Source organism: Candidatus Kuenenia stuttgartiensis, assembly GCF_900232105.1.
In the GTDB taxonomy this organism is placed as follows: Bacteria; Planctomycetota; Brocadiia; order Brocadiales; family Brocadiaceae; genus Kuenenia; species Kuenenia stuttgartiensis_A.
In genome coordinates this window covers 749,094-775,325 of the sequence record NZ_LT934425.1, presented here as the reverse complement: position 1 = coordinate 775,325, position 26,232 = coordinate 749,094, and the positions used below count along the sequence as shown (strand labels likewise).

Annotated in this window: 21 protein-coding genes and 1 tRNA gene; 4 read left to right on the top strand and 18 right to left on the bottom strand. The window is 41.3% G+C overall.

Translation table 11 applies throughout. The features are described from left to right. Positions 1-86 precede the first annotated feature (86 nt). The 4 genes from KSMBR1_RS03570 to KSMBR1_RS03555 all read right to left on the bottom strand — a co-directional run bounded on the left by KSMBR1_RS03570 (position 87) and on the right by KSMBR1_RS03555 (position 6,626). Positions 87-1,160, bottom strand: coding sequence for a DUF362 domain-containing protein (locus KSMBR1_RS03570; RefSeq protein WP_099324097.1), 1,074 nt, complete (start codon positions 1,158-1,160; stop codon positions 87-89). 346 nt (positions 1,161-1,506) lie between these two features. Next, entirely contained in the window at positions 1,507-4,839 is a 3,333-nt protein-coding gene (locus KSMBR1_RS03565; RefSeq protein WP_164994825.1) for a diguanylate cyclase, read from the bottom strand. Between the two features lie 487 nt (positions 4,840-5,326). Further along, a complete protein-coding gene (locus KSMBR1_RS03560; RefSeq protein ID WP_099324095.1) occupies positions 5,327-5,515 on the bottom strand; it encodes a hypothetical protein in 189 nt (62 codons plus the stop codon). 103 nt (positions 5,516-5,618) lie between these two features. After that, the gene (locus tag KSMBR1_RS03555; RefSeq protein ID WP_099324094.1) at positions 5,619-6,626 is read right to left on the bottom strand and encodes a response regulator; all 1,008 of its coding nucleotides are present in this window, start codon (positions 6,624-6,626) and stop codon (positions 5,619-5,621) included. 304 nt (positions 6,627-6,930) lie between these two features. Between KSMBR1_RS03555 and KSMBR1_RS03550 the strand changes: the two genes are divergently transcribed. After that, a complete protein-coding gene (locus KSMBR1_RS03550; RefSeq protein WP_157820361.1) occupies positions 6,931-9,306 on the top strand; it encodes a PDZ domain-containing protein in 2,376 nt (791 codons plus the stop codon). Positions 9,307-9,461: 155 nt separating this feature from the next. On the opposite strand, the gene KSMBR1_RS03545 is transcribed toward KSMBR1_RS03550, so the two are convergent. The 12 genes from KSMBR1_RS03545 to KSMBR1_RS03495 form a co-directional block, all read right to left on the bottom strand. Beyond that, the gene (locus tag KSMBR1_RS03545; RefSeq protein ID WP_099324092.1) at positions 9,462-9,881 is read right to left on the bottom strand and encodes a hypothetical protein; all 420 of its coding nucleotides are present in this window, start codon (positions 9,879-9,881) and stop codon (positions 9,462-9,464) included. A 95-nt stretch (positions 9,882-9,976) separates the two neighbouring features. Then, positions 9,977-10,105, bottom strand: a complete 129-nt coding sequence (locus KSMBR1_RS22625; RefSeq protein WP_261341081.1) for a hypothetical protein — start codon at positions 10,103-10,105, stop codon at positions 9,977-9,979. Between the two features lie 54 nt (positions 10,106-10,159). After that, positions 10,160-10,282, bottom strand: a complete 123-nt coding sequence (locus KSMBR1_RS22620; RefSeq protein ID WP_261341080.1) for a hypothetical protein — start codon at positions 10,280-10,282, stop codon at positions 10,160-10,162. Positions 10,283-10,796: 514 nt separating this feature from the next. Continuing rightward, on the bottom strand, positions 10,797-11,666 hold the full coding sequence (locus tag KSMBR1_RS03535) for a tripartite tricarboxylate transporter TctB family protein (protein ID WP_099324090.1): 870 nt from the start codon (positions 11,664-11,666) through the stop codon (positions 10,797-10,799). Next, entirely contained in the window at positions 11,663-13,504 is a 1,842-nt protein-coding gene (locus tag KSMBR1_RS03530; protein WP_099324089.1) for a BatD family protein, read from the bottom strand. The genes KSMBR1_RS03535 and KSMBR1_RS03530 overlap by 4 nt, the downstream gene beginning before the upstream one ends. 459 nt (positions 13,505-13,963) lie before the next feature. Beyond that, entirely contained in the window at positions 13,964-14,845 is an 882-nt protein-coding gene (locus KSMBR1_RS03525) for a tetratricopeptide repeat protein (protein ID WP_099324088.1), read from the bottom strand. 16 nt (positions 14,846-14,861) lie between these two features. After that, positions 14,862-15,776 carry a VWA domain-containing protein gene (locus tag KSMBR1_RS03520; protein WP_157820360.1) on the bottom strand — a complete coding sequence of 305 codons (915 nt, stop codon included), beginning with the start codon at positions 15,774-15,776 and terminating at the stop codon, positions 14,862-14,864. Between the two features lie 156 nt (positions 15,777-15,932). Then, the gene (locus tag KSMBR1_RS03515) at positions 15,933-16,928 is read right to left on the bottom strand and encodes a vWA domain-containing protein (protein ID WP_099324086.1); all 996 of its coding nucleotides are present in this window, start codon (positions 16,926-16,928) and stop codon (positions 15,933-15,935) included. A gap of 177 nt (positions 16,929-17,105) precedes the next feature. After that, on the bottom strand, positions 17,106-17,621 hold the full coding sequence (locus KSMBR1_RS03510) for a hypothetical protein (RefSeq protein ID WP_099324085.1): 516 nt from the start codon (positions 17,619-17,621) through the stop codon (positions 17,106-17,108). A 64-nt stretch (positions 17,622-17,685) separates the two neighbouring features. Continuing rightward, complete coding sequence (locus KSMBR1_RS03505; protein WP_099324084.1) at positions 17,686-18,714, bottom strand: hypothetical protein; 1,029 nt, start codon at positions 18,712-18,714, stop codon at positions 17,686-17,688. Positions 18,715-18,736: 22 nt separating this feature from the next. Next, positions 18,737-19,618: a DUF58 domain-containing protein gene (locus tag KSMBR1_RS03500; RefSeq protein WP_099324083.1), complete on the bottom strand. Its 882-nt coding sequence runs from the start codon at positions 19,616-19,618 to the stop codon at positions 18,737-18,739. 9 nt (positions 19,619-19,627) lie between these two features. Continuing rightward, positions 19,628-20,617 carry an AAA family ATPase gene (locus tag KSMBR1_RS03495; protein ID WP_099324082.1) on the bottom strand — a complete coding sequence of 330 codons (990 nt, stop codon included), beginning with the start codon at positions 20,615-20,617 and terminating at the stop codon, positions 19,628-19,630. 689 nt (positions 20,618-21,306) lie between these two features. Between KSMBR1_RS03495 and KSMBR1_RS03490 the strand changes: the two genes are divergently transcribed. Together KSMBR1_RS03490 and rtcA are read left to right on the top strand one after the other, a co-directional pair. After that, positions 21,307-21,651: a hypothetical protein gene (locus tag KSMBR1_RS03490; protein WP_157820359.1), complete on the top strand. Its 345-nt coding sequence runs from the start codon at positions 21,307-21,309 to the stop codon at positions 21,649-21,651. Between the two features lie 80 nt (positions 21,652-21,731). Then, positions 21,732-22,775: an RNA 3'-terminal phosphate cyclase gene (gene rtcA, locus KSMBR1_RS03485; RefSeq protein ID WP_099324080.1), complete on the top strand. Its 1,044-nt coding sequence runs from the start codon at positions 21,732-21,734 to the stop codon at positions 22,773-22,775. 89 nt (positions 22,776-22,864) lie between these two features. Here rtcA and KSMBR1_RS03480 read toward each other — a convergent pair whose 3' ends face one another. After that, positions 22,865-23,122, bottom strand: coding sequence for a hypothetical protein (locus tag KSMBR1_RS03480; protein ID WP_099324079.1), 258 nt, complete (start codon positions 23,120-23,122; stop codon positions 22,865-22,867). A 463-nt stretch (positions 23,123-23,585) separates the two neighbouring features. Here KSMBR1_RS03480 and KSMBR1_RS03475 point away from each other — a divergent pair. Then, positions 23,586-23,663, top strand: a tRNA-Pro gene (locus tag KSMBR1_RS03475). A gap of 88 nt (positions 23,664-23,751) precedes the next feature. Here the strand turns inward: KSMBR1_RS03475 and KSMBR1_RS03470 are convergent. Further along, positions 23,752-26,154, bottom strand: a complete 2,403-nt coding sequence (locus KSMBR1_RS03470; protein ID WP_099324078.1) for a DUF7948 domain-containing protein — start codon at positions 26,152-26,154, stop codon at positions 23,752-23,754. Positions 26,155-26,232: the final 78 nt, after the last annotated feature.

The window sequence follows — 26,232 nt, the reverse complement described above, 5'->3', positions numbered from 1 at the left end:
CCATTTTGGGTATGGATACATTTATTACAATTTACAGCAAATGCTTCGCCTCTACTTTTTCAAAGATTAAAGTGTTGCAAATTTTTTTATCCACAACTCACCAGTTCATACGCCATACTCCCCAAACCTATTTCCTGGGCGTAATTCATCTGAACGGTGTAATCTATTTTTGGCCAGGATTCCTTAAAAAAGTCCTTGCCGATGTGTTCCCTGATTAGATCGGTGGTCGCTTTTTCAATTGCAACGGGGTCCCATGAGGCGATGATGCCGATGTCTGCAATATCAGGCTCAAAGGGTTTGTCCATACAATCGCAATGATGGGTAATGTGCGTGAGGAAGTTAAAGAAAACCGCCTTCCCTTCTTTTCCCTTTAAAAGAGCAAGACAGTGTTCCGCCACCTTTTTCTGGAGATTTACGGCATTTTCGTCCCATGCAATCTTTACCGCCTGAAACTGGCATACTGCCAGGCATTCTCCGCAGCCGATGCATATTTGCGGGTCAATGATTGCATATTCTTCCCCAATTTTAATCGCTCCAACCGGACACCACTTTCCGCATACCCCGCAGGTGGTGCATTTTTTCTTAAGAATCTGCGGTATGACTCCAGAATGTTGTGATAATTTTCCACCGCGTGAAGAGAGTCCCATCCCGATGTTTTTCAACGTTGCCCCCATGCCGGTTGCGAGGTGTCCTGTTACATGGGAAATAGAGACGATTGCATTGGACGCCCTTGCCACTCCCGCAACATGGGCATATTTGCACATTTTCTGGTTGATCTCTACCTGCACATCATGTTCTCCGAAAAGGCCGTCTCCGATGATGATCGGAGCGCCAACACTTTCATAACTGAAACCATGTTCGTGCGCATGTGCGATATGATCAACGGCATTTGTCCTTCTCCCCAGGTACAACGTGTTTGTTTCAATTAAAAAAGGTTTCCCGTCATGCTCTTTTACCTTGTTGACAATTGATTTAATAATTGGTGGTTTGAGGTATCCGATATTCCCTTTTTCGCCGAAACTTGTTTTTACCGCCACCATGTCATTTTTCTTAATGGCGTCCTTAAAATTGGCATAATCAAACAATTTTCCCGCTTTTTCAGCGAGGGAAGGGACCTTTTCTCCATTTTCAGTTTTTATAAAATATACTTTAGACTTCATATTTCTATCCTTCTTTGAACAAACCCACCCCTCCCAAGAGAAGGATTATCAAATTCCTCCTTTTGGGAGGGGTGGGTAAAAATGAATGCCGTTAGGTTTTTGTCTTTTAAAAACCCAACCTAATTTAAAGTTTAGGAGTTTCAAACACCCCAATAATCCCCCCTGTCGGCATGCAGTAAAACAGGGTTGATCAGCATCTATTCTTCTGCCTCGAAAGTAAGACTACAAAAAATAGCTTAAGCACATATACTACAACACGATATGGTTATAAAACCATTTTCATTGTTTCTGTGTGTTGTGCAAATGAAACATGATGACTGCTTGTATTTCTAAATTGATACTGTATTTATGTTTTATCGCCTTTCCTATACACTTCTACCCTGTTTCTGCCCTTTGCTGCTGCAGCAGAGAGTGAAAATTCGGCGGCATAGACGAATTCTTCAGGAGACTGCGCCTTAAATTCAACAAGACCCAGGCTTATGGTGATCTTGCCCATAGGCTGAACCTCTTCATAAAGGAACGGATAATCGTGGATTGTTGAGACAAATCTCTTTGCGAGGTTGGTTGCGGACGACATAATGGTATTTGTCAGCAGCAGGGCAAAAGTGCTGTTTCCGTACCGGATAAAAATATCAGACCCCCTTGTGTTTTTCTTGACAAGCCCGGAGGTTTTTTTAATGACGAGATTGCCATAGTACTCTCCCTTCCGGGCAACATAGTTGTCAAAGTGATCAATATCGAAAAGTATAAGCGCCAGCGGCAGATTATATCGTTCCGCCCTCAATGTTTCCTGCACCAGCCGTATCTGAAAATACCGGTGATTGAAAATCATGGTCAGTTCATCAATAAGCCCCGCCCTTTTCGGGTGCATGATCTCGATATCCTTCAAATGATTTATAAATGATTTTGAGCTTAATGATTCCCTCCATAAAACCCATTCTATCTGATCTACCATTTCCAACCGTTCGTTTGGAGAAAGTGTTTCTGCGGCAATGGCAAAAATGGGTATGTCTTTCAAGGCGGGATTTTCCTGAAATTCTCTGATTATTTTAAATCCTCCCTCCTGTATGCCCAAATCAATGATAATAGAATTCGGCTTTGTCGCCAATGCAAGGCTAAGTCCACTTTCAACATCAGTGGCAGTCTGCATCAGAAACCCTTCATTTTCAATGGTGCTATGAAGGGTCCCCATGGTGGTTTCATCGCTGGTAATAACAAGAATGTTTACTGGAAAATGGCTTTTCTTTGTGACAAAAGACATTTCCGAAAGTTTCTCGAGAAGAGTTGTCTTTTCCACTGGTTTTACCAGGTAGTCTGCTGCCCCCAAGGCAAAAGCCAGCTCTTTATTCTCCACAATAGAATGGATTATTACCGGAATATTTCTGGTTTCCGCATCCGCCTTAAGCTCCTGAAGTACCGCCAAACCGTCTTTTTTTGGAAGCATAATATCAAGGGTAATCGCAAATGGCCTGAGTTCCTTTGCCTTACGTAATGCTTCTTCTCCGTCATAGGCATGCGCTGCCCGGTAACCTGCCTGGGTAAGATGGATGTCCAGAATCTCGGCTGTCGGTAAATCATCTTCCACCACAAGTATCAGTGGCCCTTGTTGTTCTTCTTCTGGCAAGGCCGTCAGGGAAGTCATGGATGCCTTTACAGCACCGTATCCTTCCCTGACTATGAAGGGCATGTAGACATTAAAGACCGAACCCTGCCCATAAATGCCTTCAACCGTGATATGTCCCCCGTGTATTTCCACGAGTTTTTTCGTAAGCGAAAGGCCGAGTCCCGTGCCCTCCGTGGATTTTGAGGAATCGATCTGCTCAAATTCCTCAAAGATCCGCTCTCTGTCTTCCGGTTTGATGCCTATTCCCGTATCCCACACGGAGACCTTAAGGAACTCCTGCGATTCTGTTACCCATGGGAAGGTTTTTTTATCGCTGATTATCTTTTCAATGGCAATGCCTACATTGCCGCTATCCGCCGTAAACTTAATTGCATTGCTTATCAGGTTGTAGAGGATTTGCTTAAACTTTATCTTGTCTGCGGTAAAATAGACGTCATGATGGACCACTGTCTCAGGCACTATCATCTTCCGGTCCGCAAGTGGCCTTATTACCACTAATACTTCATCAATGACGCTTTTCACCGGAAATGTCTGATAGGAAATTTCAGCCTTACCAGCATCTATTTTTGCCAGATCCAGGATATTATTCACCAGATAAAGGAGATGTTTGGCAGAACCAAAGATGGTGTTCAGGTATCTTTGTTGTTTTTCGGTTAAATCTCCAAAGGTTTTTTGGAGCAGTATTTCTGAGAAACCTATTATGGAATGAAGAGGTGTCCTGAGTTCGTGGCTTGCGTTTGCGATGAAACGTCCTTTCAGTTCGTTTGCCCTGACAAGCTCCCTGTTCATTTTTTCAAGCGCGTTTGTTCTCTCAAGCACCTTTTCTTCCAGGTTGTTGGTCAGTTCCTCAAGTTCCTTATTCTTCTTCTCCAGTTCACCTTTCATGCGTTTTTCTTCGGTAATGTCTTTGCTTATCCCTACGGTGCCTATGACGTTACCTGTCTTATCCCGCAACTCCGAAATAGTGAGGCTTATATCAACCGGGGTGTTATCTTTTTTGAGGAGTGTTGTTTCATAATTGGAGAGAGAACTCTTTCCCCTGAGTGCTTCGAGGATATTCGTCCGTTCCCCTTTATTTACGTAGAGTTCGGAGCATTTTTTGCCTCTGATCTCATGTTCCTTGTAGCCTAAAATTTTCTCGCCGCCCTTTGAAAACTTCACAATATTGCCTTCGCAGTCAGTGGTGATAATTATGTCGCCCGAATCATCCAGCATCCCCTGAAAATACATTAAGGATGCTTCCAGGTCGTGGAGTAATTTATACTTTTCAATTGTCTGGGCGGCCATTGTAGAAAAGAGTTTTATGAGGTTTTTATGTCTTTCGGTAAATACCCGTGGCTTGAAATCGTCTAAATAGAGTATGCCGACTACACTGCCGTTTAGAAGGAGCGGCGCTGCAAGGAGAGATTTTATACCTTCTTTTAAAATCACCGTATCATTAAACATCGGTTCCTTCTCAACATCCTGAAACTCGACCGGCTTGGTTTGTTCCAGTATATATCGGGTAATGCCATCCCCTCTGGGTTTCCATCGCAATGATTTCAGGAAATCGCGGCTTAAGCCTTTTTGAGAGGCCATAATCATTTCTTCGCCGTCAATGATTGCAATGCTCCCGGCAGGTGTGTCCGTAAGCCTCAAGGCGGAACCAAGCGCCTCGTCAAGGGCGCCGGTTAAACTTTTAGATCGTGTAATGAGTAGCCCGCTTTGATACAGTGCCTCCATGTCCTTTCTGGCTTCTTGCTGTTTACTTACTAATTCCCAGAGGAATCTTGCCCCTGTACCCTCTATAACCTCTACAGGATTGGGGGAAGATTTTCTGATATATTCACTTATCTCAGCGTTGCCGGTAACGTTGAGAATAATGTCTGGTTTTTGACAATAGAGTTCATCAATGGTATCTGTACTAAAAATTCCACATTCTTTAGCGAGGCGCAGGGCGGGCGCATTCTTGTCCTTATCGGTTATGCCGACTACCTGTGTCTCGCCATTGTTGTGAAATATATCAAGAAGGGCTTTGCCGCCCTTTCCTGCACCCGCTATGGCAATTTTTATCATACTGCCAGACTCCATATTATTTAAAGAAACAATCTGTTAACAGTCATCAATCCTCAATCTGCAATCCTCAGTCCTCAATCTGCAATTTGCCGATTGCCGATTGTCGATTGTAGACTGAAGACTGCCGACGAGGGAACCACAGATTTCCTGGCGCGGCCTTTGGCCGCAACCAAATTCGAAATACGAAACAAATTCAAATGTCAAAAAACGTAACACTGTAGTTAATCTTTATAGATATTATCATGACGATCAAAATCGAAAAGTGTTACAATCTTTTCTTTTTTATTTATCTCATAAACCAAAACGAATGATCCTCAGACGTGAACTCTTTGTTTATTTTGCAATGGTTTTTTCAGCGGTTTAAAACGATAAGGATCTGCCAATATCTCTTGTACTTTCCGATTAATTAACCGCAGCATTTCTTTGTCTTTTTTCTGAAGTCTTTTGAACTTCTTGTCAAGACTTTCCTTAGTGGCAAGCTTATACACTATTTTAGTCCGTATCTCTCTTTGAAGTCATCAACTATAATGGACCTTTCCAGGTCAATATCTCTTATCCGTAAAATAAAATCTTCACGTAACTCTGGCTCCTCTAAAAGAATCTTCTTAATCAGATTTATATCATGCTGCAGATCAGTAATCTTTTTGCAAATAGTTTCAAGTGTTATATTTTTCACATAGTCTCCTTTTTATTTAGCCACGAGTTGATGGATAGTAGTACAGATTAAAAACGATAGCCATTAGCCAGATTGCTATGAGCCAATCACAGACTCATTAACGTTAATCTCTTTTCAGCGGCCATTGATTCAGATACTGCTTTTCCATCATTTCTATAAATTTTCCCGTAAGATGGGGATCCCATTGTCCTGACATTTTTTCCTTCTTCATGGTGGCTATGACTTCTTCCCGCGTAAAAACACCATTCCTGTAAGGTCTTATAGACGTCATCGCATCGAATGTGTCAATAATATTTACCATTCTTGCCATAACAGGTATTTCATTGCCCGTAAGTCCGTCAGGGTAGCCTTTTCCGTCCCATCTCTCGTGGTGGCTTCTTATAATAGGGAGTGCCTGGCGTAAGGAATATAATGGTTTGCAGATTTTTGATCCGATCACAGGGTGGTCTCTCACCAGGGTTGTTTCATCTTCGGAAAGACGGGCGCTTTTTAGAAGTATTGCTTCATTTATTCCAATCTTTCCAATGTCGTGCAATATGCCGCCTTTTCTGATACTAATGATATCTTTATCAGGAAATCCTAAAAAACCGGCAAATTCCGCCGACAAATTGCCAACCCTTTCTGAATGTCCTTTTGTATAGTAATCTTTAGCCTCGATGGTAATTGCGAGGGTAAAGATTATATCTTCTGAGCATTCCAGTTCATCCTGGAGTCTCTCAAGTTTAATGAGGGAGCGAATCTTTGTAATAAGTTCGAGGGTGTTGAATGGTTTGCTGAAAAAATCGTCTGCCCCTGCCTCAAGTCCTGTTATTTTGTCTTCTACCTGATTGAGACTTGTCACGAGGATTATAGGGAAGAACTTTCTCCTGGAGGTAGACTTCAGTCTTTTACACAATTCGTAGCCATTCATCCCCGGCATCATTACATCCAGAATGGCTAATTCAGGAGAATGAGTTTCAGTGAACCGAATGGCTTTTTTTACGTCGGTGGTAGCTTCAACCCTATATCTTTCTGTGGTCAATACCGCTTCTATGAGTTCAAGGTGTGCCTCAACGTCATCTACAACGAGGATTAATGGTGGTTTTTCTTTTTCCGGATACAAAAGTTCCATTGTATAGGTATATTGGTTAAATGTTATGTTATTTTTGATGGGCGTACTGATGGTTTACCCATGCTGCAAGCCTCATCGCGGCGGGTTAAAAACGTGACGTTTGGTTATGATATTAGCTTTAATTTATCTTGTCAAGCAAATATAAAGGGCGTATAAACACACAATGTTGATTATGCTGCCGGAAAGTGTTTTCATGTTTTTTATTTCTAGTTTGGTTCTGGCTATGCCGGCTTAGGAATTTCAAACTTGTAGAACGAAGCGGTTGCTTCGTTACGAACGAAGATAAATGAGGATGAATATGAATATGGTTATAAAAATTTTATACAGGGTAATCCTTTTTTGTACACTTACAGTAAATATGTTACCTCACCATGCCTTTGCAAAAGAGGCTGTGCCGGTATCAGTCAGGGATGTAAGCTTTTCTCCTGAAAATTTTTTTGAACTTTCGGAGACAGGCTTTGATAAGGAAAAGGTACATTTCAATAAGGGGTGGATTGGCATCTTTATGGAAAATGAAAAGGACAAAGGCATTTTGGTTGTAGAAACAACAAAAGGTTCTCCGGCAGAAAAGGCAGGCATGAAAACGGGAGATATTATAACAAAGATTAACAATGAACCTCTTGTCGATAATGAAGGGAAGAATTTAATCAGGTTCAAAAATAGTATAGAAACTATGGGCGCCGGAGCCGTTCCGACACTGACGGTCTTAAGGGATGGCAATGTAATTGAGTGCAGGCCGGAGCTTATCGCAAAACTTTTAAAAAATGTGAAAAAACCCGTTAGTCTCCCTGTTTTATCCCCGAAAACATTTTTAACCCAAGGTGCCAAAAAAGGACAAGGGCAATCGTTTATGGACTTTGTAATGGAAAACAGGGCATATAGAAAAATGTGCAGCGATACTATTCAAAGAATAGGGGAGGAAGTTTACGTAAGGGAAGGATATCAGACAAATGAAGCATCAAATCCGTTTCGTTTGTCCATAATAGATTATTCGCTGCAAAATCCAATGAATACGTATGAAACCGGTAAAATTATCCGGGATCTTTTTCTGGAAGAAAGCATTGCCGGCCAGGTGCTGTCTGCGGCAAAGTTATTAGATGTTGAATTTTCAGAAAGAGAAGAAATAAACCATGAGGGGGACTTGCAGGCAAGCATACAAAGGCTCATCAATGATATTGTCCCCTGTGTTTCGCTTATCAAGGAAGTGTTTGACGCTTTAACAGAGGATGAGTTTGATTTTTTGTATCAATCCGCTCAAAAAATATGGGTTCAGGAAGAAACTATTGAGCCATCCGATATGGCAAGAGTGCTTGAGTTGTCTCAAAAGGTTGATCTTTCAGGATTATTTGAAGCCGTAACACTGATGCTGCACAGGATTGAAGATATAAAAAAATATGACGGCGATCTGACGCAAACGGCTTTACAGCCGTTTACCCTGCCAGCATTCCTCCAGGGTGCAGATAACATTAAAATTCCTTCCGGTAAAGAAGCAGGGGGAGACGATGACTATGCCGGCGATGTTTTACTGGTGCAGGATACAAGCATAGGGAAGATCGTCATCGGTGGAACCGGCGCTACCTATTATTATAATGATGCAGCGGTCATCGTGGATCTTGGCGGAAATGATTATTATTCTAATAATGCAGGCGCATCGGGTAAAGAAATACCCGTTTCCGTTTGCATTGATTTTTCAGGTAATGACACGTATAATGCCGCAAAATCATTTGTTCAGGGAACCGGCAGATTTGGAATTGGTATTCTTGAGGATGTTAAAGGTGATGACAAGTATTTGGGACGGGATTTTGCGCAGGGAGCAGGTTTATTTGGAGTAGGGCTATTACTAGATAATGAAGGCGATGATTTCTATAGCGGAAATGCGTTGAATAGCGGGGTTGGTTTTTTTGGATTGGGACAATTGATAGACGCCAATGGTAACGACGTTTATTTCAGCCGCCAGTTTTCGCAGGGAGTCGGGTTTACAAAAGGAATAGGGATATTGGAAGATGATAATGGAAACGATTTTTATTTTACCGGCGGAAAATACCCTGATTTCAGGGATCCTGAAAAATCCTTTCAATCCATGTCGCAGGGAATGGGCATGGGCATCAGACCTGAAACTACCATAGTGGGGGCTTCCGGTGGCATAGGGATATTAATAGATAAAAAAGGCTCGGACAGGTATTATGGCGACTATTTCTCTCAGGGCAGCGGATATTATTTTTCAATGGGGTTATTGTTTGATTCCGAAGGGAGCGATACCTACTATGCAAGCCGCTATGCCCAGGGCGCCGGCATACATTCTGCAATTGGAATACTGGGGGATAACGGGGGTGACGACAAATACGAGTGTTCTTTTGGCGTTTCGCAGGGGTGTGGGCACGATACCGGCATAGGGTTTCTTGTTGATACCATGGGGAATGACATCTATACGGGCGAAATCGTCTCGCAGGGGGCGGGCATGGAGAAGGGTATCGGAGTGTTGGCGGATTTTCAGGGAGATGACGTTTACCGGGCAAAGGACAGCAGCCAGGGTTTTTCCTTTCCGTCAAAAACAGAAGAAATCACCGGCATAGGCATGCTGCTTGACAACCAGGGAGAGAGCGACGTCTTTTGTGATGTTGTACGGGGGGATTCCCTCTTTTACAGGGCAAATGGCGGCCTTCTCCTAAACAAAAAGTAAGTAGGGGCGAAGCATATGCCCTATTCAGTACTATTTTTTTGAAGTGGGGAATGCATATCGCAAAAACAGGATAAAATTGCCCATTTGACCCAACCTGTGTGCAACGGTTATGCGGCGATTCACCACACAATCACCAATACCTGTTTACCGCTTTGCTATCGATTATTTACAAACCAGACAGAATAATCATCCAGCAACTGATAGTTCTTCAATTTCTCATCTGTTGCTTTCAGCTCCGCTAATGGTAAAGTGAATTTCTTCTTATCTGAGACTCGCTTCAAATTGACCAAAATCCCCACCCATTCATCTACTTCAGTTGCTAACGAGAGCATATCGTACTTATCAGTATAAGAGGGTTTGGTCTTTTTTAGCTTCTCATACTCCTTTTGGTCTCCTGGACCAATCACATAATACTCTTCCCAATCAAAATCTTCGATGCCGGTTAGCTCACATGGCAATTCGATATGCTCCTTTAAGTAGGTCAGATATGTCGCTAAAGATTCTTCCGTGACATCTGGAATCTCACCACCAAAGATGAAACCAATTCTTTCGTCTTGCTTATCAATCTCTGTCATTTTTCTCCTCCAATTTTATTAAATCCGTAGAATATTCTGGCTCATTTTTTCCACAAGCCTGTTGCAAGCCTCTTTGTATAGATGACCATCCAGTCTTACCGCTCTTCATCCAAGTGCTTCGGCAAAACAGTTATGATGAGTTTTGTATCTGGTTCAATGTCAAATGGTTCATCTAAAAGTATTTTTTTGCCATCAAAATGAGCTTTTAAATTAATTGTCTTCATAAAAATCCCCTAAATAATTCAGCCGTTTTTACTTTATCTTACGTTTTACTATTTCTATGGTTTTAAGACATTTTTATTTCTTCTGCCAAACGCTGCGCACATGATAATAAAACCGACCTGGATTGCCACAAATAAAATAAATGCGGTAATCGTTAATTTGCCGTATATTCCGCCCATTATAAACTCCAAAAATGTTAAAATTCCTGAGATGGCATAGCCAAGAACCAAACAAACAAGAAATAAAAAATACGAAATACGGGGTGCATTCCCGATTTTTTGTGACTTCCGCCTGTTTTAATAAAACGTACAGTAGTGTTAACCCTGACAGGGTTTCAAACCCTGTCAGGGTTGTTTTGCTCCAACTCCATGAACGCTTACAAAAAATCGGGAATGCTCCCGAAATACGAAACAAATCCGAATAACAAAGTATAAAATTCAAAACAAATCCAAAACATCCCTGTCTGCATGAGATCACGCACAGGCAGGCAATAATATGAAGCACGAAAAGCGAGATACGAAAGATACTCTCGTTTAGAATTTCAAATCATTTTGTCATTAGAAGTTGTTTCGGATTTCGTGTTTAGTATTTTGGATTTTCACAATTGCAGTGACCACAGATTTTGTACGATTAAAATCCACTGATTATTAACCCCCCATATCTCTATCTGCCTGAAGACCCGGCACGTCGCTACTAAATGATGCCCACGGCGTCTTTGTGCAGCCAGCCCCTTCTTATTTCCTTATCCTCTTTTTTATCAGCATCAGCCCGCAGGGGATCTCCCTGTTTTATACCTACATGCACATATACCTTATACCATTGCCCTTTTACTTGTTCAATGACACATTCCGCCCCTTCGTGAATTTCATATTTCGTTTCATATTCTTCCCCTGGACCATACCGCACCAAACAATTTTTTGCTATTATCACTCCGTGATCAATGCCCCGTTCCACGTACATTTTTATTCCCAGCGATACAACAGCGATCAGCAATCCAACCGCGAAGCCTACGATAAGACGTTTCAACCATCTATATTTTAAAATCACCAACGCAATAAGTAACAACATGGTCATTACATAAATTAATACCGAAAAGACCGCGAGTCCACTCTGATTCAAGAGGAAAAACCAGAAAAATATCCGTTGAATGACTGCCGGCGTCTCATGAATAACCTCTTTGTCTTCGATGGAGTTTTTTGCCAGTCTCAGGTTTGCTTTAATCTCTGCGTTTCCCGGCATCAACCTCTCGGCTTTTCGATAGTTTAAAATTGCTTTGCCCACTTCTCCCAAACGATAGTAAGTATTTCCGAGGTTATAGTGAATCTGGCCGTGCCGAAAACCTTTGGAAAGGATTATCTCATACTGTAGCGCGGCTTCTTCGAGTTTTTTATTTGCTTCCGGAAGTTTCTTTTCCGCTATGAGCTTCATGGCCTGCAAATGGTCTTCGTTTGCAGCGGTAAACATTTTTATCACCTCATCCTTCAAAAGGGCATCTGCAAATGCCACCCCTCCGAAAATAAACAGTATAACAAAAATGAATATTTGGAATTGTGTTCGAATCATAGTTGTTTCTCCAATTTTGTAATGAGCTGCGCTGCAACCTTTAAAGAGTTTTCCCTCTCATTTATCGTGCCGGCGTCGCTGGAAAACCTGCGGTAATCAAAATCAGACAGGCATTGGGCTACTTCAGCAATGACGTCATCCGAAACTCTGTTATTTCGCAGCAATTCCTCCACTTTTCCACCCGACGCGCTTGCGGCGGGAATATTGAATTTATCCGCAAGGTATTCGGTAATTCCCCTGGAAAGGTATGCATAAAACATGGGGGATGAATCCCCAAAAAGCGCAGATTGCGCAAGGGTGAGTCTTTTGTTTGCCACGGAACGTGCCCTTCTGTTTCTCGCATAACCGATATCCGTTTGAAGACGGTCTTTATGCCGTACAACAAAAAAAGTGGTTGCCAGGGCAATAGCGGGAAGAAAAAGGCCTCCTACGATGAAGGGGTTTTTATAGAGAGGATTTCCCTGATTCTTCAAAGAAGAAAGATTGGTCATGATGGGGAGGATATCCTGTGTTAGCAACTGTACCTGCCGCCGGGAAGACGGCGATTTTTCCAGAGAGTGTGCCAATTGAATGGGTATTTCCTGTTCCCATGAATCCACCGTGATAGGAATCGGTTCTTTTGTAATTGTTTTATATTGATTTTCACGAGGATCGAAATAGCTGAATACGATTGCAGGGATGTTTCTTACCTCTGTATTTTGTGGTTCAATTACCTTGCTGAATACTTTTCTGCCGCGAAGAACTTCTTCTCTATTGGTAATTTGTGTAGTTGCTTCTGCGGGATAAACCTTAAAATCTTCGTCATTATTGAATGCCAGCTCAGGTTCATTTATGGTCTGAATATACCCGTCTCCATATACAGAAATAGACAATGTTATCGGGTCTCCTATCCTTACCCGGGATGTTTTAACGGAAGCTTCCATATTAAAATTTCCCACGGCGCCTTTAAATTCCTTTGGTTTTCCGTCTTCCGGCAAAGGTTTTATTTTTAAGAGAACAGGGTTTGTTGTCCTTTCTACGGGATATTTCCTTTGTCCACTGCCAAAAAAGTCATCAAAAAATGAATCGTTAAAAAAATCATCAAACGGCGTCCCCCTGCGATTCCTCTGTTCCTGAACAATTAAGTTACATTTTACTTTTGCCGGCGTTATTGCCAATTCTCCAGACACTATTGGAAATATCGCGGTGCGCAGTTCCAGTACACTATAGAGTATGCCATCCCTTACTACTTCATATTGGCGCTGGTCACCCAGTTTTTCTTCCATAAAATTTCTTGTAGCAGGCGCAGTGTAATCAATATCAGCAACCGGCAATCCTTTCTGGAAATAGAGCCGGAAGTAAAGGGTTACCTGTTCATATAAATATGCCGCATCTTTATCCGTATACAATTCCACAAAAACCAACTTATCAAGATCAATCGTTTTTGTGCCTGTGGAAGGTTTTGATTCTATCACTTCAATATTTATCGGATTTGAGGTATATTGCCTTCCGTTGTGCGTCAGAGTTGATGAGCCGATGGTGTATTTGCCCTTTGCAACGGGTTGCAACATATAGGTGTATCCCTTGCTTATCGATACCTCCCCGTTGATTATTCGCGTCTGTGCGGTAATTTGAGGTCCATACAACACGCTAAAGCCTTCTATTTCCGGGAATGTTGGCTGAGATACATCCTGTGCGCCGTAGACGGTCAATGTGAGTTTCAACTTATCGTCCAATGTTAATATGTTTTTATCTACCGTGACGGTTAAACCAATCTCCGAGGCATATACCTTTTCCATGCCTCCGAAAATAATTGCCAGTAACATAAAAAGCCAAACAAAGCCTGTAAGTTTCTTCATTTTAAAATATTTCCTATACCAAATAAATTCCTATTTACCGCTCCACTCTGAATTAGCACCTTATCAGTAATTTCTTTGCACACTTCCATTCGTCAGTGCGTGCTTTTTGGCAAAACATTTAATGGTAAAATCCGAAATGCGAAACAAATTCTAAAATCCTCCCTCTCAACCCCCTCCAAAAGGGGAAAATGTCCCCTGCTGGCGGGGGTGCAGGGGGTGGAATTGAAATTTAGAATTTGTTTCGTATTTCGTGCTTCATATTTTTTATCTAGTATAATGTTTAATTAAAATATCTACATTGATACCGTCATTGCGAGCGACAGCGAAGCAATCTTAAGTCTTTTAGGAACAAGAGATTGCTTAGTCGCTCCACTCCTCGCAATGACATTTTTTTAAGTACACATTTTAACGAAACGATGTATTAGTACTTTTTTGGTTCCGGCTTTACCAGCTTAGGAATTACCAGTCTTTTTCTACCGACCTGTGTGGCTGGTGTTGTTTTTCTCTGTTTACTGGTCTCGCCTCTTTTTCAACCTGATTCAACGCATCAAGAATACGCTCCGCTTCTTCTTTCGACATTTGTCGATTTCCCTCTTCCTGGGTTTGCGCATCCTGCTGCTGTGTAGGAGGTTTATCTTTCTGCTGCTGCTGCTGCTGCTGCTCTTCATTCGCGTGAGAAGGTTGTTCATTCTCCTTGTTTAAATCTTCTTCCTGCTTATCTTCGGATGGCTGGTTACCTCCATCCGGTTCTTGTTCCTTACCCTCTTGTTCTTTATTTTCAGCAGATTGATCATCGCCTTCGTTCTGGTCATTTTGCTGTTCCTGTTCACTTTGTTTATGTTCTTGTTCCTGTTCCTGTTGATTATCCTGCCCCTGTTGTTGCTGTTCCTCTAATTTTTTTTCGACAAATTCATGATTATACATTGCATCGTTTTTTAATTGTTCAAGTTCACCGCCTTTTTTTGGTGCTATTTCATCAATAATATCAACCGTTTTTTTATACCAGTCTAATGCCTCGCCCATCTTCCCCTGCTTATAGAGTGTGTTTCCTATGTTAAAACTGGTTTTCGCCTGCATTTCCGGGGTTCCCGTTTTCAGCACCTTCTCAAATGATTTAAGTGCTTCATCGTATTTACCCCGCTTGTATTGCGTATCAGCAACATTAAAACTCAATTGCGGAACATCTGGGGAATCTACCTGTACGTTAAGATATTTTTCCAGGGCTTGGTCATAATTTCCGTTTTTATAGAGTTCATTTCCCTGCCGGACCTGATCGGCAAAGGGGTCTATCCAGCCGAGAAACAACCAACCGCTTATAATGAAAGGCAGCACATTCGTCATAGAATCCTTTTTTCTCTCAAGAGTATTTCGTTTCTTTCACAAAACATTCGAGGCATATGAAAATAATGGCAAAGAAAAGGGGGATCTGAAACCGGTTTACATATTTTTTAACCCTTTGTGTCTTGTAAACAGACCCTTCTATTTGTGCGAAGCTTTCATTATAAATCTTCGCCAGTCCCCATTTAGTACCATATGCGGGTGTATAAAGTCCGCCTGTTTCAAGCGCTATTTTATTCAGGGTTATTTCGTCCAGCCTTGATTTTACTACCTGCCCATGTGCGTCTTTTAATAAAGTCTCTTTTCCCTGTTCATCAATGATTTTGATGTACGACCCTTCTTTTTTGCCAACGCCGACCGTATAGATGACTATCCCCTTTTCTTTTGCTTTACTTGCCGCTTTTAATGGATCGGTTTCGTGGTTTTCCCCATCGGTAATTATTATCATTGCTTTATGGTTGTTCTCGTTTTCGCCAAAGGCGTCGATGCCCTTATAAATCGCCTCGGCTATTGCAGTCCCGCCTACGGGGATAATGTTTACATTCAAATCATTCAAAAAAAGCCGGAATGCGCTATAATCAGAGGTGAGTGGACAATAAGTAAACGCCCTACCCGCAAATGCAATCAACCCGACACGGTCGCCTTCCAGTATTTTCAACAGGTCTTCAATTTCCCGTTTTGCGACTTCCAGGCGGTTTGGTTTTACATCATCTGCCAGCATACTTCGGGAAGTATCAACCGCAATCATAATATCAATGCCCTTTTTTTCCACCTCTTCCCAATGATATCCCCATTTGGGCTCTATGAGTGTGATGATAAGAAAGAGGACTCCAATAATCATCAGAACAGCCTTGAGCCATTGTTTTTTTCTGCTAAGGGAAAAGCCTGCCATCTTCAACAGATCGAGACTGGCAAACCGGTTTAAATCTCTCATTCTTCTTTGAAAGAAGAGTATATACCCTATAGCCAGAACAGGTACAATGAAAAGCAGGTATAAGTAATTAAGATTGCCGTATTGCATATGTGGTAAATTGTATTCCCGATATAATAGTTTTGTTTTCTGTAGTATGTGTAAAAACAGGCACAGTTATTAAGGAATTTTCCTTAATTTTGTTTTTTTCAGGCACAATTCAATCAATAAACACCCAAATGCCGGAAGCAGAAAATAATGAAACAATTCCTTGTATTCCTTGTAATGGGTTATTTCCGTTTCTGTTTTTTCGAGCGCATCTATTTGCTGGTAAATTTCTTTGAGCGACCCCGTATCGGTAGCCCGGTAATACCGGCCTCCGGTAATATTTGCTATTTCCGCCAGGCTTTCATCATCAATATCTATCTTTACCTGTCTCATCACCCTGTTTCCAAATAAATCTCTTGCAGGATAAGGGACCAATCCCTTTGACCCTGCCCCGATCGTATAAATTTTAATATTAAATGCCTGTGCAAGTTCCGCTGCGGTAAGAGGGTCAATTTGCCCTGAATTATTTCTGCCGTCCGTTAAAAGCACAATCACCTTGCTTTGTGCTTTTGTATTTCTCAAACGGTCTACAGAGGAAGCAATCGCAGAGCCGATTGCTGTGCCGTCTTCAAGTAGCCCAATCTCTGTTTTTTCCAAAAACTGCAGTAATATCCCATAGTCGAGCGTTAAAGGGCATTGTGTGTAGGCATTAGCCGAAAATACCACCAGGCCGATAGGGTCGGTTGAGCGTTTGTTTATAAAATCCTTTACCACCTGCTTTACCACATACAAACGGTTCTGGCGTTTGCCGTCCATCTCGAAATCTTCCGCCAGCATACTTCCTGAAATGTCCACGGCGAGAACAATGTCTATCCCTTCTGTCTTTACCTTTGTTTGTTCATTGCCTTGCTGCGGACGCGCTAATGCAATAATACATAATGCAATAGCCAGCGAGCGTAAAACAACAATGATGTGGCGATACCTTTGTGCAAGTGAAGGTTTTAATTTTTTTAGATTTCTTATTGAAGAAAAAATCAGCGGATGTGTTCCCTTTTGCCGGAAATAAACATACAACAGAAAGGGAATAATAACCAGTAACAGTAGTAATAAAGGGTCTCGAAGAATCATTTAAAACAACATATCATGGAAAAACGTATTAATAATATAAATTAAATATACGGTAATAGTTTGGTTTTTGAAAATGTAAAAATGCTCGTTCTCAGGCTGGAGTTTGGGAACGGGACAGATAACACCCCTCCCAGGCCCCTCTCGATAGAGAGGATTTAGCAGCATGCATGAAGGTTTTTAATATCCCGGCGATAGTTTAATGCTTTCTTGCTTTGCAATTGCATCCCATAGGGCATTTTCTTCTATATCATTTGCCGAAAGAGCATCGACAAAAGCCTGGTACGCCTCATTTGTTGACTTCAATAGTTCTTCCGCTCCCTTTTCCGTATAGAAATACCTACTAATAAGCGTTTCCGATTGCTTGTATATCCTGGCGCCGGCAAGATCTCTTTGGTCTCCCATATCTACTTCGTATTCAGCCAGTACCCCTCTGTTTACATAGTAAAGATTCAGGCAAGCCCTGGCATTTTTCAAATCTAAAAAATGAATCCTCTCTTTTTTTGCCAGGATTTCCTTAATTTCCGGAGTGCCATAAATTCCCCAGATTATTTGCATATTCCTTTTAAGTCTGTTCGTTTTTTCCGGGGAGAATACCGCTGCATGCTCACGGGAAGGTCTCCTTTCCTTTTTACCACTAAGCTCTTTTTCACGACTTAAATATGTTTCCATAAATTTTTCCGGCGCTTTTACCATTTTTCATCCTTTTTAAAAAGGTTAACGCGATACAAAACAGTAATTAACGACACATCTGCTATTATCATTTCGCATCAACAATCACGGCCTCTTCTTTTTTCCCTTCCCCTTCGCTCTTTGTTTCGTCTACCAACCGCCTTGCAAGATGGTATGTTTCCTGACTTTCCAATAAAGAAGGGCCGTATTTTGCATATTTTACACAGTCACATTTCTCAAGAAATTCCTGAATATATTTTTTATGAGCGGTATTTAATTTATTTGTATATGCCATTTCAACCAGGAATTCTTCCGTAGTACGTTCGGGGGCGGACAATCCAAACCGGTCTTCTATATAATGCCGCAAAATATTGGTAATGCGGTAATAATATTCTTTTACCAGACCTTTCCCGACAAGGTCTTCTTTTAATAATATCTCAAGCAATTCATAAGCTGTCTCATGTGGCAGCTTCTTTGCTGCTACTCTTGTTTGAACACGCTTTCCGCCCTTTTGCTTTTTCAATATCCGGTAGGCGAGCATGAACAGGGCAATTGCCGCAACTCCTGCAAAAATCCATTGTAGTAAACGCGCATAGTTTGTGTCAATGCCGAGAGGAGGGGCAATGTCACGAATGTCAGTGATCTCTTCACCTTCTTTTATCATGCCTTTGATGTTTATTTCAAGTTCATTTGTAGCAACTTCCCCCTCTCCGTAACCTTCTGCATGGTATTTTATTTTTATTGGCGGAATTATTTGCAGCCCGGTTTTGTAAGAACGCAAAATATAGCGGCGTTCAACAATCCTGTCCCCCTCTTTTCCTCCGACGGCTTCCTTTGTCTCGCCCGCATCTTTTACAAAAAATTCTCCGATACGGTCTCCGGGATCGGGTATTGTAACATTTACACCAACAGGACTCTTTGCCTGAATTATTACGTTTATTTTGTCGCCAATCGTCACATCGCTTTTCTCAACACTCGCTGCAACCTCAATCGGTACGTTATTAAGGTCGCCCGATTCGCTTGCCTGGATTGCGCTCCAGGAAAGTAAGGTATATACTGCTGCCATTAGTACTATAAATAGTCTATAAAGGGGCATAAAGCGCTTTATGTTGGGCATATAACTACCATGTGAAAAGATTTTAAATCCTCTTCTCTCTTATTCTGAAAAAACGAATTATGGGTTCTACGTAATTTTTTTGAGTATTAACGACAACTTCATCAACACCTGTTGAACGAAATAATTGAGACCGTTCTTCTTTTTGCCGTAGGGCCATCATGCTATACTCTTTTCTTGCACTTGAATTCGAGGTATCTGTTATTATTCTCTCGCCTGATTCCGCATCCTCTAATTCGATAAAACCTACATTGGGCAATTTCTGTTCTCTCGGATCAATAATATTAACCGCGATCACATCATGTTTCTTATTTGCGGTTCTTAATGAACGCGCATAAGCATTTTCTTCCGCAATGAAGTCAGACACGATAAAGGTAATCGTCTTTCGGGAAGCAATCTTATTTAAGTAGTCCAGCGCCATGGCGATGTTCGTGCCTTTTCCCGACGGCTTTGAACACAAAAGTTCCCGAATAACTTTGAAGACGTGTTTTGCCCCTTTTTTCGGAGGTATGAATTTCTCGATTTTATCCGTAAACATAATAACACCCACTTTATCATTGTTTTTAATTGCAGAAAAGGCAAGGAGAGAGCATATTTCTATTGCCACTTTATTTTTTAAATATTTTACCGAGCCGAAATTTTCTGACGCGCTTACATCCACCAGAAGCATTACGGTTAATTCCCGTTCCTCAACAAAGCGTTTAATAAAGGGGCGTCCCATGCGTGCCGTCACATTCCAGTCAATCATCCGTATTTCATCTCCGGGCTGATATTCGCGCACCTCCTCGAATTCAATACCAACTCCTTTGAAAATACTGTGGTACTCGCCCACTAACGCTTCATTGACAAGGCGGCTTGTGTGAATCTGGATCTGACGAATTTGTTTTAAAACATCTGCTGAAATCATGTCTGTTAATTAAGGAACTTCCACGTTATCAAAAATTTTATTAATAATATCTTCCGGCCGTATTTCTTCTGCCTCTGCTTCATATGTTATGATTATTCTATGCCGGAGGACGTCCATTCCTATAGATTTTACGTCCTGAGGAGTGACAAATCCCCTACCCTTGAGAAACGCGTGCGCCTTTGCCGCTAATGTCAGATTTATTGTTGCACGCGGAGACGCTCCATATTCAATGAATTGATCCAAATCCAGGTTATACGTCTTCGGTTCTCTGGAGGCAAAGACAATATCTATAATATAATCTTTAATCTTGTCGTCGATGTAAATCCCGTCCACCACCGTGCGTAACCGTAAGATATCGTTCGGAGAAATTACCGGATTTACCTTAATATCGCTTTTGGTGGTAGCCATACGCTCTAATATTTCACGTTCCTCTTTTTTGTCAGGATACGTAATATTCAATTTCAGCATAAAACGGTCCAACTGTGCTTCCGGCAGCGGATACGTGCCTTCGTGCTCAATTGGGTTCTGAGTTGCCAATACCAGAAACGGTTCCTCCAGTTTAAACGTCTCATCGCCAATGGTAACCTCCCGATCCTGCATGGCCTCTAAAAGTGCGCTTTGCACCTTCGCCGGAGCGCGGTTTATCTCATCCGCCAGCACGATATTCGTAAAAACCGGTCCCTTGCGAACGGTAAATTCACCGCTCTTGGGATTGTAAATAAGCGTGCCAAGCAAATCCGCAGGCAGTAAATCAGGGGTAAATTGTATCCTTTGAAAGGAGGCATGCATTGCTTTTGCGAGTGTCATAATGGACATTGTCTTTGCCAATCCGGGAACACCCTCTAATAAAACATGTCCGTTGGAAAGCATCCCGATTAATAATCTCTCGATCAGGTATTTTTGTCCTACAATTACCTTACCTACCTCGTACAGAAGGGTATTTATTAAATCACTTTCCGCCTTTACCCTTTCTGTAATACTTCTAACACCAGAATCCATTTATTCCTCCATAGCAAATTCATCTTTCGTTTATAAGATATAAAGTAAATTAGCGAGAATTTATTTTGATTATAAATCAGTGTAAATAAACAAAAATTGTCCCCTGATTTGTTCCTTCGTTATCACTACAGCGACATTTTATTATTAAGTCCTGCACAAAGTCGGCAGGGCATTAACCCTGTCAGGGTTATTTCTTTCATAGGCAGGTTATGAAACATATATCTACCAAGAAATCGTTGCAACATCTGAAATAAAAATGTCGCTGTGATGTTGTAAATCAGACCTATTTTGCAAACATAAAAATGTGATTATATAATAATTGTATTTGCATGTGAACATGTATTTTGCAAATATTCGCTTACGCCGGAAAGTACTTGACACCTTATGGAGTGGATGTTACGATTTTTGCTTGCGACTTCGGCCTGATATAAATCAGTATTTTCACAGAATACATTTTGAATAATTTTTTTATTAAAGTTAAAGAGTACCGTGTGTAAGGAGGATATTTTGCGCCGAAAGAGGGTCTTTATTCCGGTATTTTATTTGATAATACCTATTAATCATAATTCTTGATTGGGGGTGATGTTTTTAAGAAAAAGACTTTTCGCGATAATATCAAAAGCGAAACGTGCCTTATGAAAAATCTTAATAACAATACATTAACATTTTATTTATTGGAGGGCTTACCGTTGAAAAAACTTTTTAGTTATTGTGTTATTCCTGCAACAGCAATTTTTAGTCTCTATTTTGTACAACCAAGCTTCACTGCATCTGCAAATGACGTTAAACTAATTTATAAAGATACCTGCGAATTATGCCACGGCTCTGATGGAAAAGGCTCTGAAGCTGGAAAACAATTTGGAGTGCCTGATTTCAGCGACCCTGACTACCAGAGGTCAAGAACCGACGAAGATATGAAAGAATCTATGACAAAGGGAACCAAAAATCCAAATTACGTGCCGCTCGGAGACCTTGGGGTCGATCTCTCACACCTTGACGAACTCGTTCAGATTGTACGTGGATTTAGCAAATAGGCCTTTACACAAAATGTAATAATAAAAATCAAAATGGCAAGGGCAGGGCATTCTCATGTTCTGCCCTTTTTCTTTCAACTATGGCCGATGATATTATCAAAATTGATGGTTCTTTTGGGGAAGGCGGGGGGCAAATACTGCGGACTTCGCTTTCTCTGTCAGCCATTACTAAAAAGCCTTTTGAAATACATAGCATCAGAGCCAACAGAAAAACACCCGGAATCAGCCATCAGCATTTACAGGCAATAAACGCTACCGCCAGGATTTGCAATGCGGAGGTAGCCGGGAACACCCTTCGCTCTACAACCATCAGATTTTATCCTGGTAATATCCTGCACGGAACATATTCTTTCAATATCGGGACTGCGGGTTCAATTGCCCTTGTATTACAAACGATATTCTATCCACTCAGTTTCGCAGAAGGCCCATCCACAATCACCATTACCGGCGGTACGCATGTAAGCCATAGTCCTTGTACGGATTATCTTGAGCGGCAATGGTTGTTTTTCCTGAGAAAAATGGGATATGATGCTGAAATGCAAACGACGAGAGCCGGCTTTTATCCACGTGGCGGAGGCGAAGTTGTAATGAAAATAAGTCCGTCACATACACAGCACGCCATACGAATAAAGGATAGGGGGCGTCTTCTCCGGATTAAAGGTCTCTCTGTAGTAAGCAATCTGGACACAAACATCGCAAAAAGACAACAAATGGAGGCTCAGAAACAGTTTTCAGTACAAAACATACCACATGAAATAGCCTTATTTGAAATGCCTGCAATCGGCAAGGGCACCCTGTTGCTTCTCATTGGGGAATTTGAATATAGCCAATGTTGTTATTTTAGCTTGGGTGAAATTGGCAAACGCGCTGAAACGGTAGCAGAAGAGGCGTGTAACAAACTAAACAATTTTTTAAAAACTAAAGGCGTATTCGATGAATACCTGGCCGATCAGCTTATTGTGCCACTTGCCCTGGTAAAGGAGGAAGAGACAACCTTTACCACGTCCATAATTACCAAACATCTGTTAACGAACATTGAAATTACAAAACAGTTTATCCCTATTGGTGTTACAATAACGGGCAGGATAAATGAAGAAGGTTCTATAACAATAAAACCTCTTTAACATGCGTAACAATAACGCGGATAAATGACAAAAGGGCTATGCTTTTCAATAATCGCATAGCCCTTTTGTCAAAAAAACAGGATTAATCTTTATTCAGCTACCGTGTATGTTTCGCCTCCTACAGAGCCATCATTTCCGTACACTGTTGGCATGTAAAATGTATTTTCTGCCGCCTGATCAATCTTTTGATTGCACCTCGCACATCTTCTGTTGTGCGGCCCGCGGCTAATGAATTTTTTACCGCACATTAAACAACTTCTCTCCGCCTTGTCAATAAATACGTTTTTTAAAGAAAGGCTTCTTTCGTTATATTTTTTTCTCGACTTTTCTTTTTGCTGAATGTTCATCTACTACTCCTACCCCTTCAAAATTACAATAAAAAATAAGGTACGATTATAACTCAATCTTAAAACAAGGCAACACAAAATATTGTTCCATTTGTAAAAAAATATTTTACTGTTTTTTTAATACATTGAGGTGTAATTACTTATGCCATGCTACTCTTTTGCAAATTTAATCGAAAACAGAATAAAAGATTTTCGGTGTTTTTTGCTTTTTGGCGGGCAATAATTAACCATTATTACTTAAAACGCCGGAATGCATGCGCTATCTTCTTGTAAAATAATATCTTAGAAGCATCATACATTTAAATATTTTGTCAAAAAATGTAAAGTAAGTATGATAAGGTGCTAGCGAAGGCATGTAGGCAATGATGGGTACGTTTTTATTCTGTTTTTGCTTGTATTTATACAGATGTAACGTATAATGTGAACTACAATTAACCTGAAAAAACGAATATTTTCAATATGACGGGGCGTAGCGCAGTTTGGCTAGCGCGCCTGCCTTGGGAGCAGGAGGTCGGAGGTTCAAATCCTCTCGCCCCGACCACTTATGTTTCACCTCTTTTTTAATCCCTCGCGGAACACCGCTTTAACGTAATTAATTAAGCCACCGCGAAAAGATTCTTTTTTGCTGTTCATCGGGTCTTTGTTTTCTTCATCTCTGCCTTAATTTCCTTCTTTTCTCCCTCTTCCAGATCAACCTTTGTTTTGTATTTCCTGTAGCTATTCTTTGTAGCTGTAATATTATACGTATCCGCCTTTAAATTGCCAAACTCGAAAAGTCCATTTTCATCAGAAAAGGTTTTCCTTTTAATTTTTGTAGTTTTTCCCTTCAGTGCTATCTTAGCAGATTCAACGGGGTTTTTATTCTCATCGCTCAAACTTCCCGATATTTTCCCCAAAAATGCAGATAGATCACTATCCAGTTGTGAAATAAAGGTGTCTATCTTACCGCTATAATTTGCATAAAGAACCCCACTGGTAACCGGGAAATTTGAAGCATTCGTAAATCCGGCAACATAAATATCTCCCTCCGGCCCTGTTGCCAATGCCTTGCCGCAATCATAGCCAGAGGAACCGCCAAGATAGGTGGAATCCAGCAGATCTTCCAGATTGTTGTCAAAACTGGAAATGAACGCATCTGCACCTCCACCATTAAATGAGGCGTTATAAGACCCTATTGTGGTAGGGAAATCTGAAGAATACGTACTGCCGGTTACGTAAATTTTTCCGTCCGAAACAATAACGATGGCATTCGCATGCTCATATCCGTAATTATAGTCGTACCCTTCTGAAGGATAGCCCGAACTGCCCAAAAAGGTTGAGGCAATAAGTGTTTTTAAATCATTGCTCAATTTCGATACAAAGGCATCGGAGCCAAAATTGTATGTCGTATCATATGCCTTTGTAGTTATTGGAAAATTCGAAGAAAGGGTGCCACCCGTTACATAAATATTGCCTTCAGAATCGCTTGCCATATCGCTTATATAGTCATTAAAATATCCCCCAATGTATGTGGCAGCAAGAAGGCTCGTCAGATCCTTATCAAACTTTGAAACGAAACCATCAACATCATGTTCTCCACCATTAAAGACAGCATCATACGTGCCTGAAGAAGCAGGGAAATCTGATGAGCCGGTAGTGCCTGCGATAAAAACGTTTCCTTTGGAATCGATAACAAGGGCGCTGCTATAATCACCGGAAGAACCTCCCATGAATGTTGAGGCCAAAAGACCGGTTAGTTCATTATTCAGTTTTGAAACAAAAACATCTCTGGAGCTGCCGGTCAATGAAGTTTTATAAGCGCCCGCTGAAGCAGGAAAATCAGCAGAATTTGTATCACCCGTTACATAAATATTTCCCTCTGCAGCAATTGCTATATCTCGGCTATAATCGCCAAAAGTCCCGCCTAAATAGGTAGAAGCCAGAAGATTCGTCAAATCGGTGTCAAGCCGGGAAACAAAAACATCTCCATATGAATCGTTTAACGACCCTGCATAAGCATTTTCAGTTGTTGGGAAATCGGACGAATTCGTTTCTCCAGTTACGTAAACATTCCCTTCCGGGTCTAAAAGCAAAGACCGTACTTTATCCTCTGAAGATCCGCCCAAATAAGTCGAAGCAAGAAGACTAGTTAACGTTGGATTTATTTTTGAAATGAAAACATTACTTCCTGCGCTGCCGGTATTGTATGAACCACCGGTAGTCGGAAAGTCAGACTGCAATGTATTACCGGCGATATAGACATACCCATCCCCGTCAATTGCCAAAGAACACACTTCATCGTTATCTGAACCGCCAAGATAGGTAGAAGCAAGAAGGGGGTCGATAACAAGCTCCTTCGTTTTATCATACTCATCCACTTTAAAACCATAAACCATACCGGCATCTTTCAAATGATAGCTTGCCGCCACCAGGATCTTTTTCCCATTTATTTCCTGATATGCTTCCGGCCTGGTGAACGTAACATTTCCTAACGGCGTCTCTGCCTCCAGTTGTCCTGTTTTATTAACATGTAACGAACTCGCTCCGTGTATCTTTATTCTTATTCCTTCCGCGCTGGCATTTGGTTTTACGTGGAAAAGTTTTTCTACATTGTTGCCATACGCCTTTAATACTAAATCTACTCCGTTGAAAACCTCGCCAAAACAGAGACACTCGTATGTTGGGATATTTTGTTGCCACTGCGAAGGGTCTTTATGCTTATAATAGTTAACCTTCGTAACCGAAGTTTTTTCTCCCTTTATATTAACCGTCTTTCCACCGGCCAAATGCTCCGTAAGCACGATATTCTTCATAACCAGGTTGTTCTTACTATCTGCCTTTCTCATAGTTGCAACTGTGGAGTCTTGGGAACAGGGTTCGGTTTGCGCGGTAATATTTTGCGTTTTCGTTCCTGGCCTGTCTGAAATATGCGGCAATGAATAAACTATTTCACCTTCGCTTGTCACATAAATTGTCGCGCCAAAGGTGTTGGCATAAAATTTTACCCTTGCATCTACTTGTCCTTTATTAAGAATAAAGGGTACCGTAAGCATTTGCGCTTTTTTAACTATCTCCTGATGTAATGTTTTTTGTTTACCGCTTTGGTCTGCGAAAGCTGCCGATCCCAGGAA

Coding starts and splice junctions, on each gene's coding strand:
- KSMBR1_RS03570 (WP_099324097.1), bottom strand. CDS start 1,160: ATGAAGTCTAAAGTATATTTTATAAAAACTGAAAATGGAGAAAAGGTC.
- KSMBR1_RS03565 (WP_164994825.1), bottom strand. CDS start 4,839: ATGATAAAAATTGCCATAGCGGGTGCAGGAAAGGGCGGCAAAGCCCTT.
- KSMBR1_RS03555 (WP_099324094.1), bottom strand. CDS start 6,626: ATGGAACTTTTGTATCCGGAAAAAGAAAAACCACCATTAATCCTCGTT.
- KSMBR1_RS03550 (WP_157820361.1), top strand. CDS start 6,931: ATGGTTATAAAAATTTTATACAGGGTAATCCTTTTTTGTACACTTACA.
- KSMBR1_RS03545 (WP_099324092.1), bottom strand. CDS start 9,881: ATGACAGAGATTGATAAGCAAGACGAAAGAATTGGTTTCATCTTTGGT.
- KSMBR1_RS22625 (WP_261341081.1), bottom strand. CDS start 10,105: ATGAAGACAATTAATTTAAAAGCTCATTTTGATGGCAAAAAAATACTT.
- KSMBR1_RS22620 (WP_261341080.1), bottom strand. CDS start 10,282: ATGGGCGGAATATACGGCAAATTAACGATTACCGCATTTATTTTATTT.
- KSMBR1_RS03535 (WP_099324090.1), bottom strand. CDS start 11,666: ATGATTCGAACACAATTCCAAATATTCATTTTTGTTATACTGTTTATT.
- KSMBR1_RS03530 (WP_099324089.1), bottom strand. CDS start 13,504: ATGAAGAAACTTACAGGCTTTGTTTGGCTTTTTATGTTACTGGCAATT.
- KSMBR1_RS03525 (WP_099324088.1), bottom strand. CDS start 14,845: ATGACGAATGTGCTGCCTTTCATTATAAGCGGTTGGTTGTTTCTCGGC.
- KSMBR1_RS03520 (WP_157820360.1), bottom strand. CDS start 15,776: ATGAGAGATTTAAACCGGTTTGCCAGTCTCGATCTGTTGAAGATGGCA.
- KSMBR1_RS03515 (WP_099324086.1), bottom strand. CDS start 16,928: ATGATTCTTCGAGACCCTTTATTACTACTGTTACTGGTTATTATTCCC.
- KSMBR1_RS03510 (WP_099324085.1), bottom strand. CDS start 17,621: ATGGTAAAAGCGCCGGAAAAATTTATGGAAACATATTTAAGTCGTGAA.
- KSMBR1_RS03505 (WP_099324084.1), bottom strand. CDS start 18,714: ATGCCCAACATAAAGCGCTTTATGCCCCTTTATAGACTATTTATAGTA.
- KSMBR1_RS03500 (WP_099324083.1), bottom strand. CDS start 19,618: ATGATTTCAGCAGATGTTTTAAAACAAATTCGTCAGATCCAGATTCAC.
- KSMBR1_RS03495 (WP_099324082.1), bottom strand. CDS start 20,617: ATGGATTCTGGTGTTAGAAGTATTACAGAAAGGGTAAAGGCGGAAAGT.
- rtcA (WP_099324080.1), top strand. CDS start 21,732: ATGGCCGATGATATTATCAAAATTGATGGTTCTTTTGGGGAAGGCGGG.
- KSMBR1_RS03480 (WP_099324079.1), bottom strand. CDS start 23,122: ATGAACATTCAGCAAAAAGAAAAGTCGAGAAAAAAATATAACGAAAGA.
- KSMBR1_RS03470 (WP_099324078.1), bottom strand. CDS start 26,154: ATGCTTACGGTACCCTTTATTCTTAATAAAGGACAAGTAGATGCAAGG.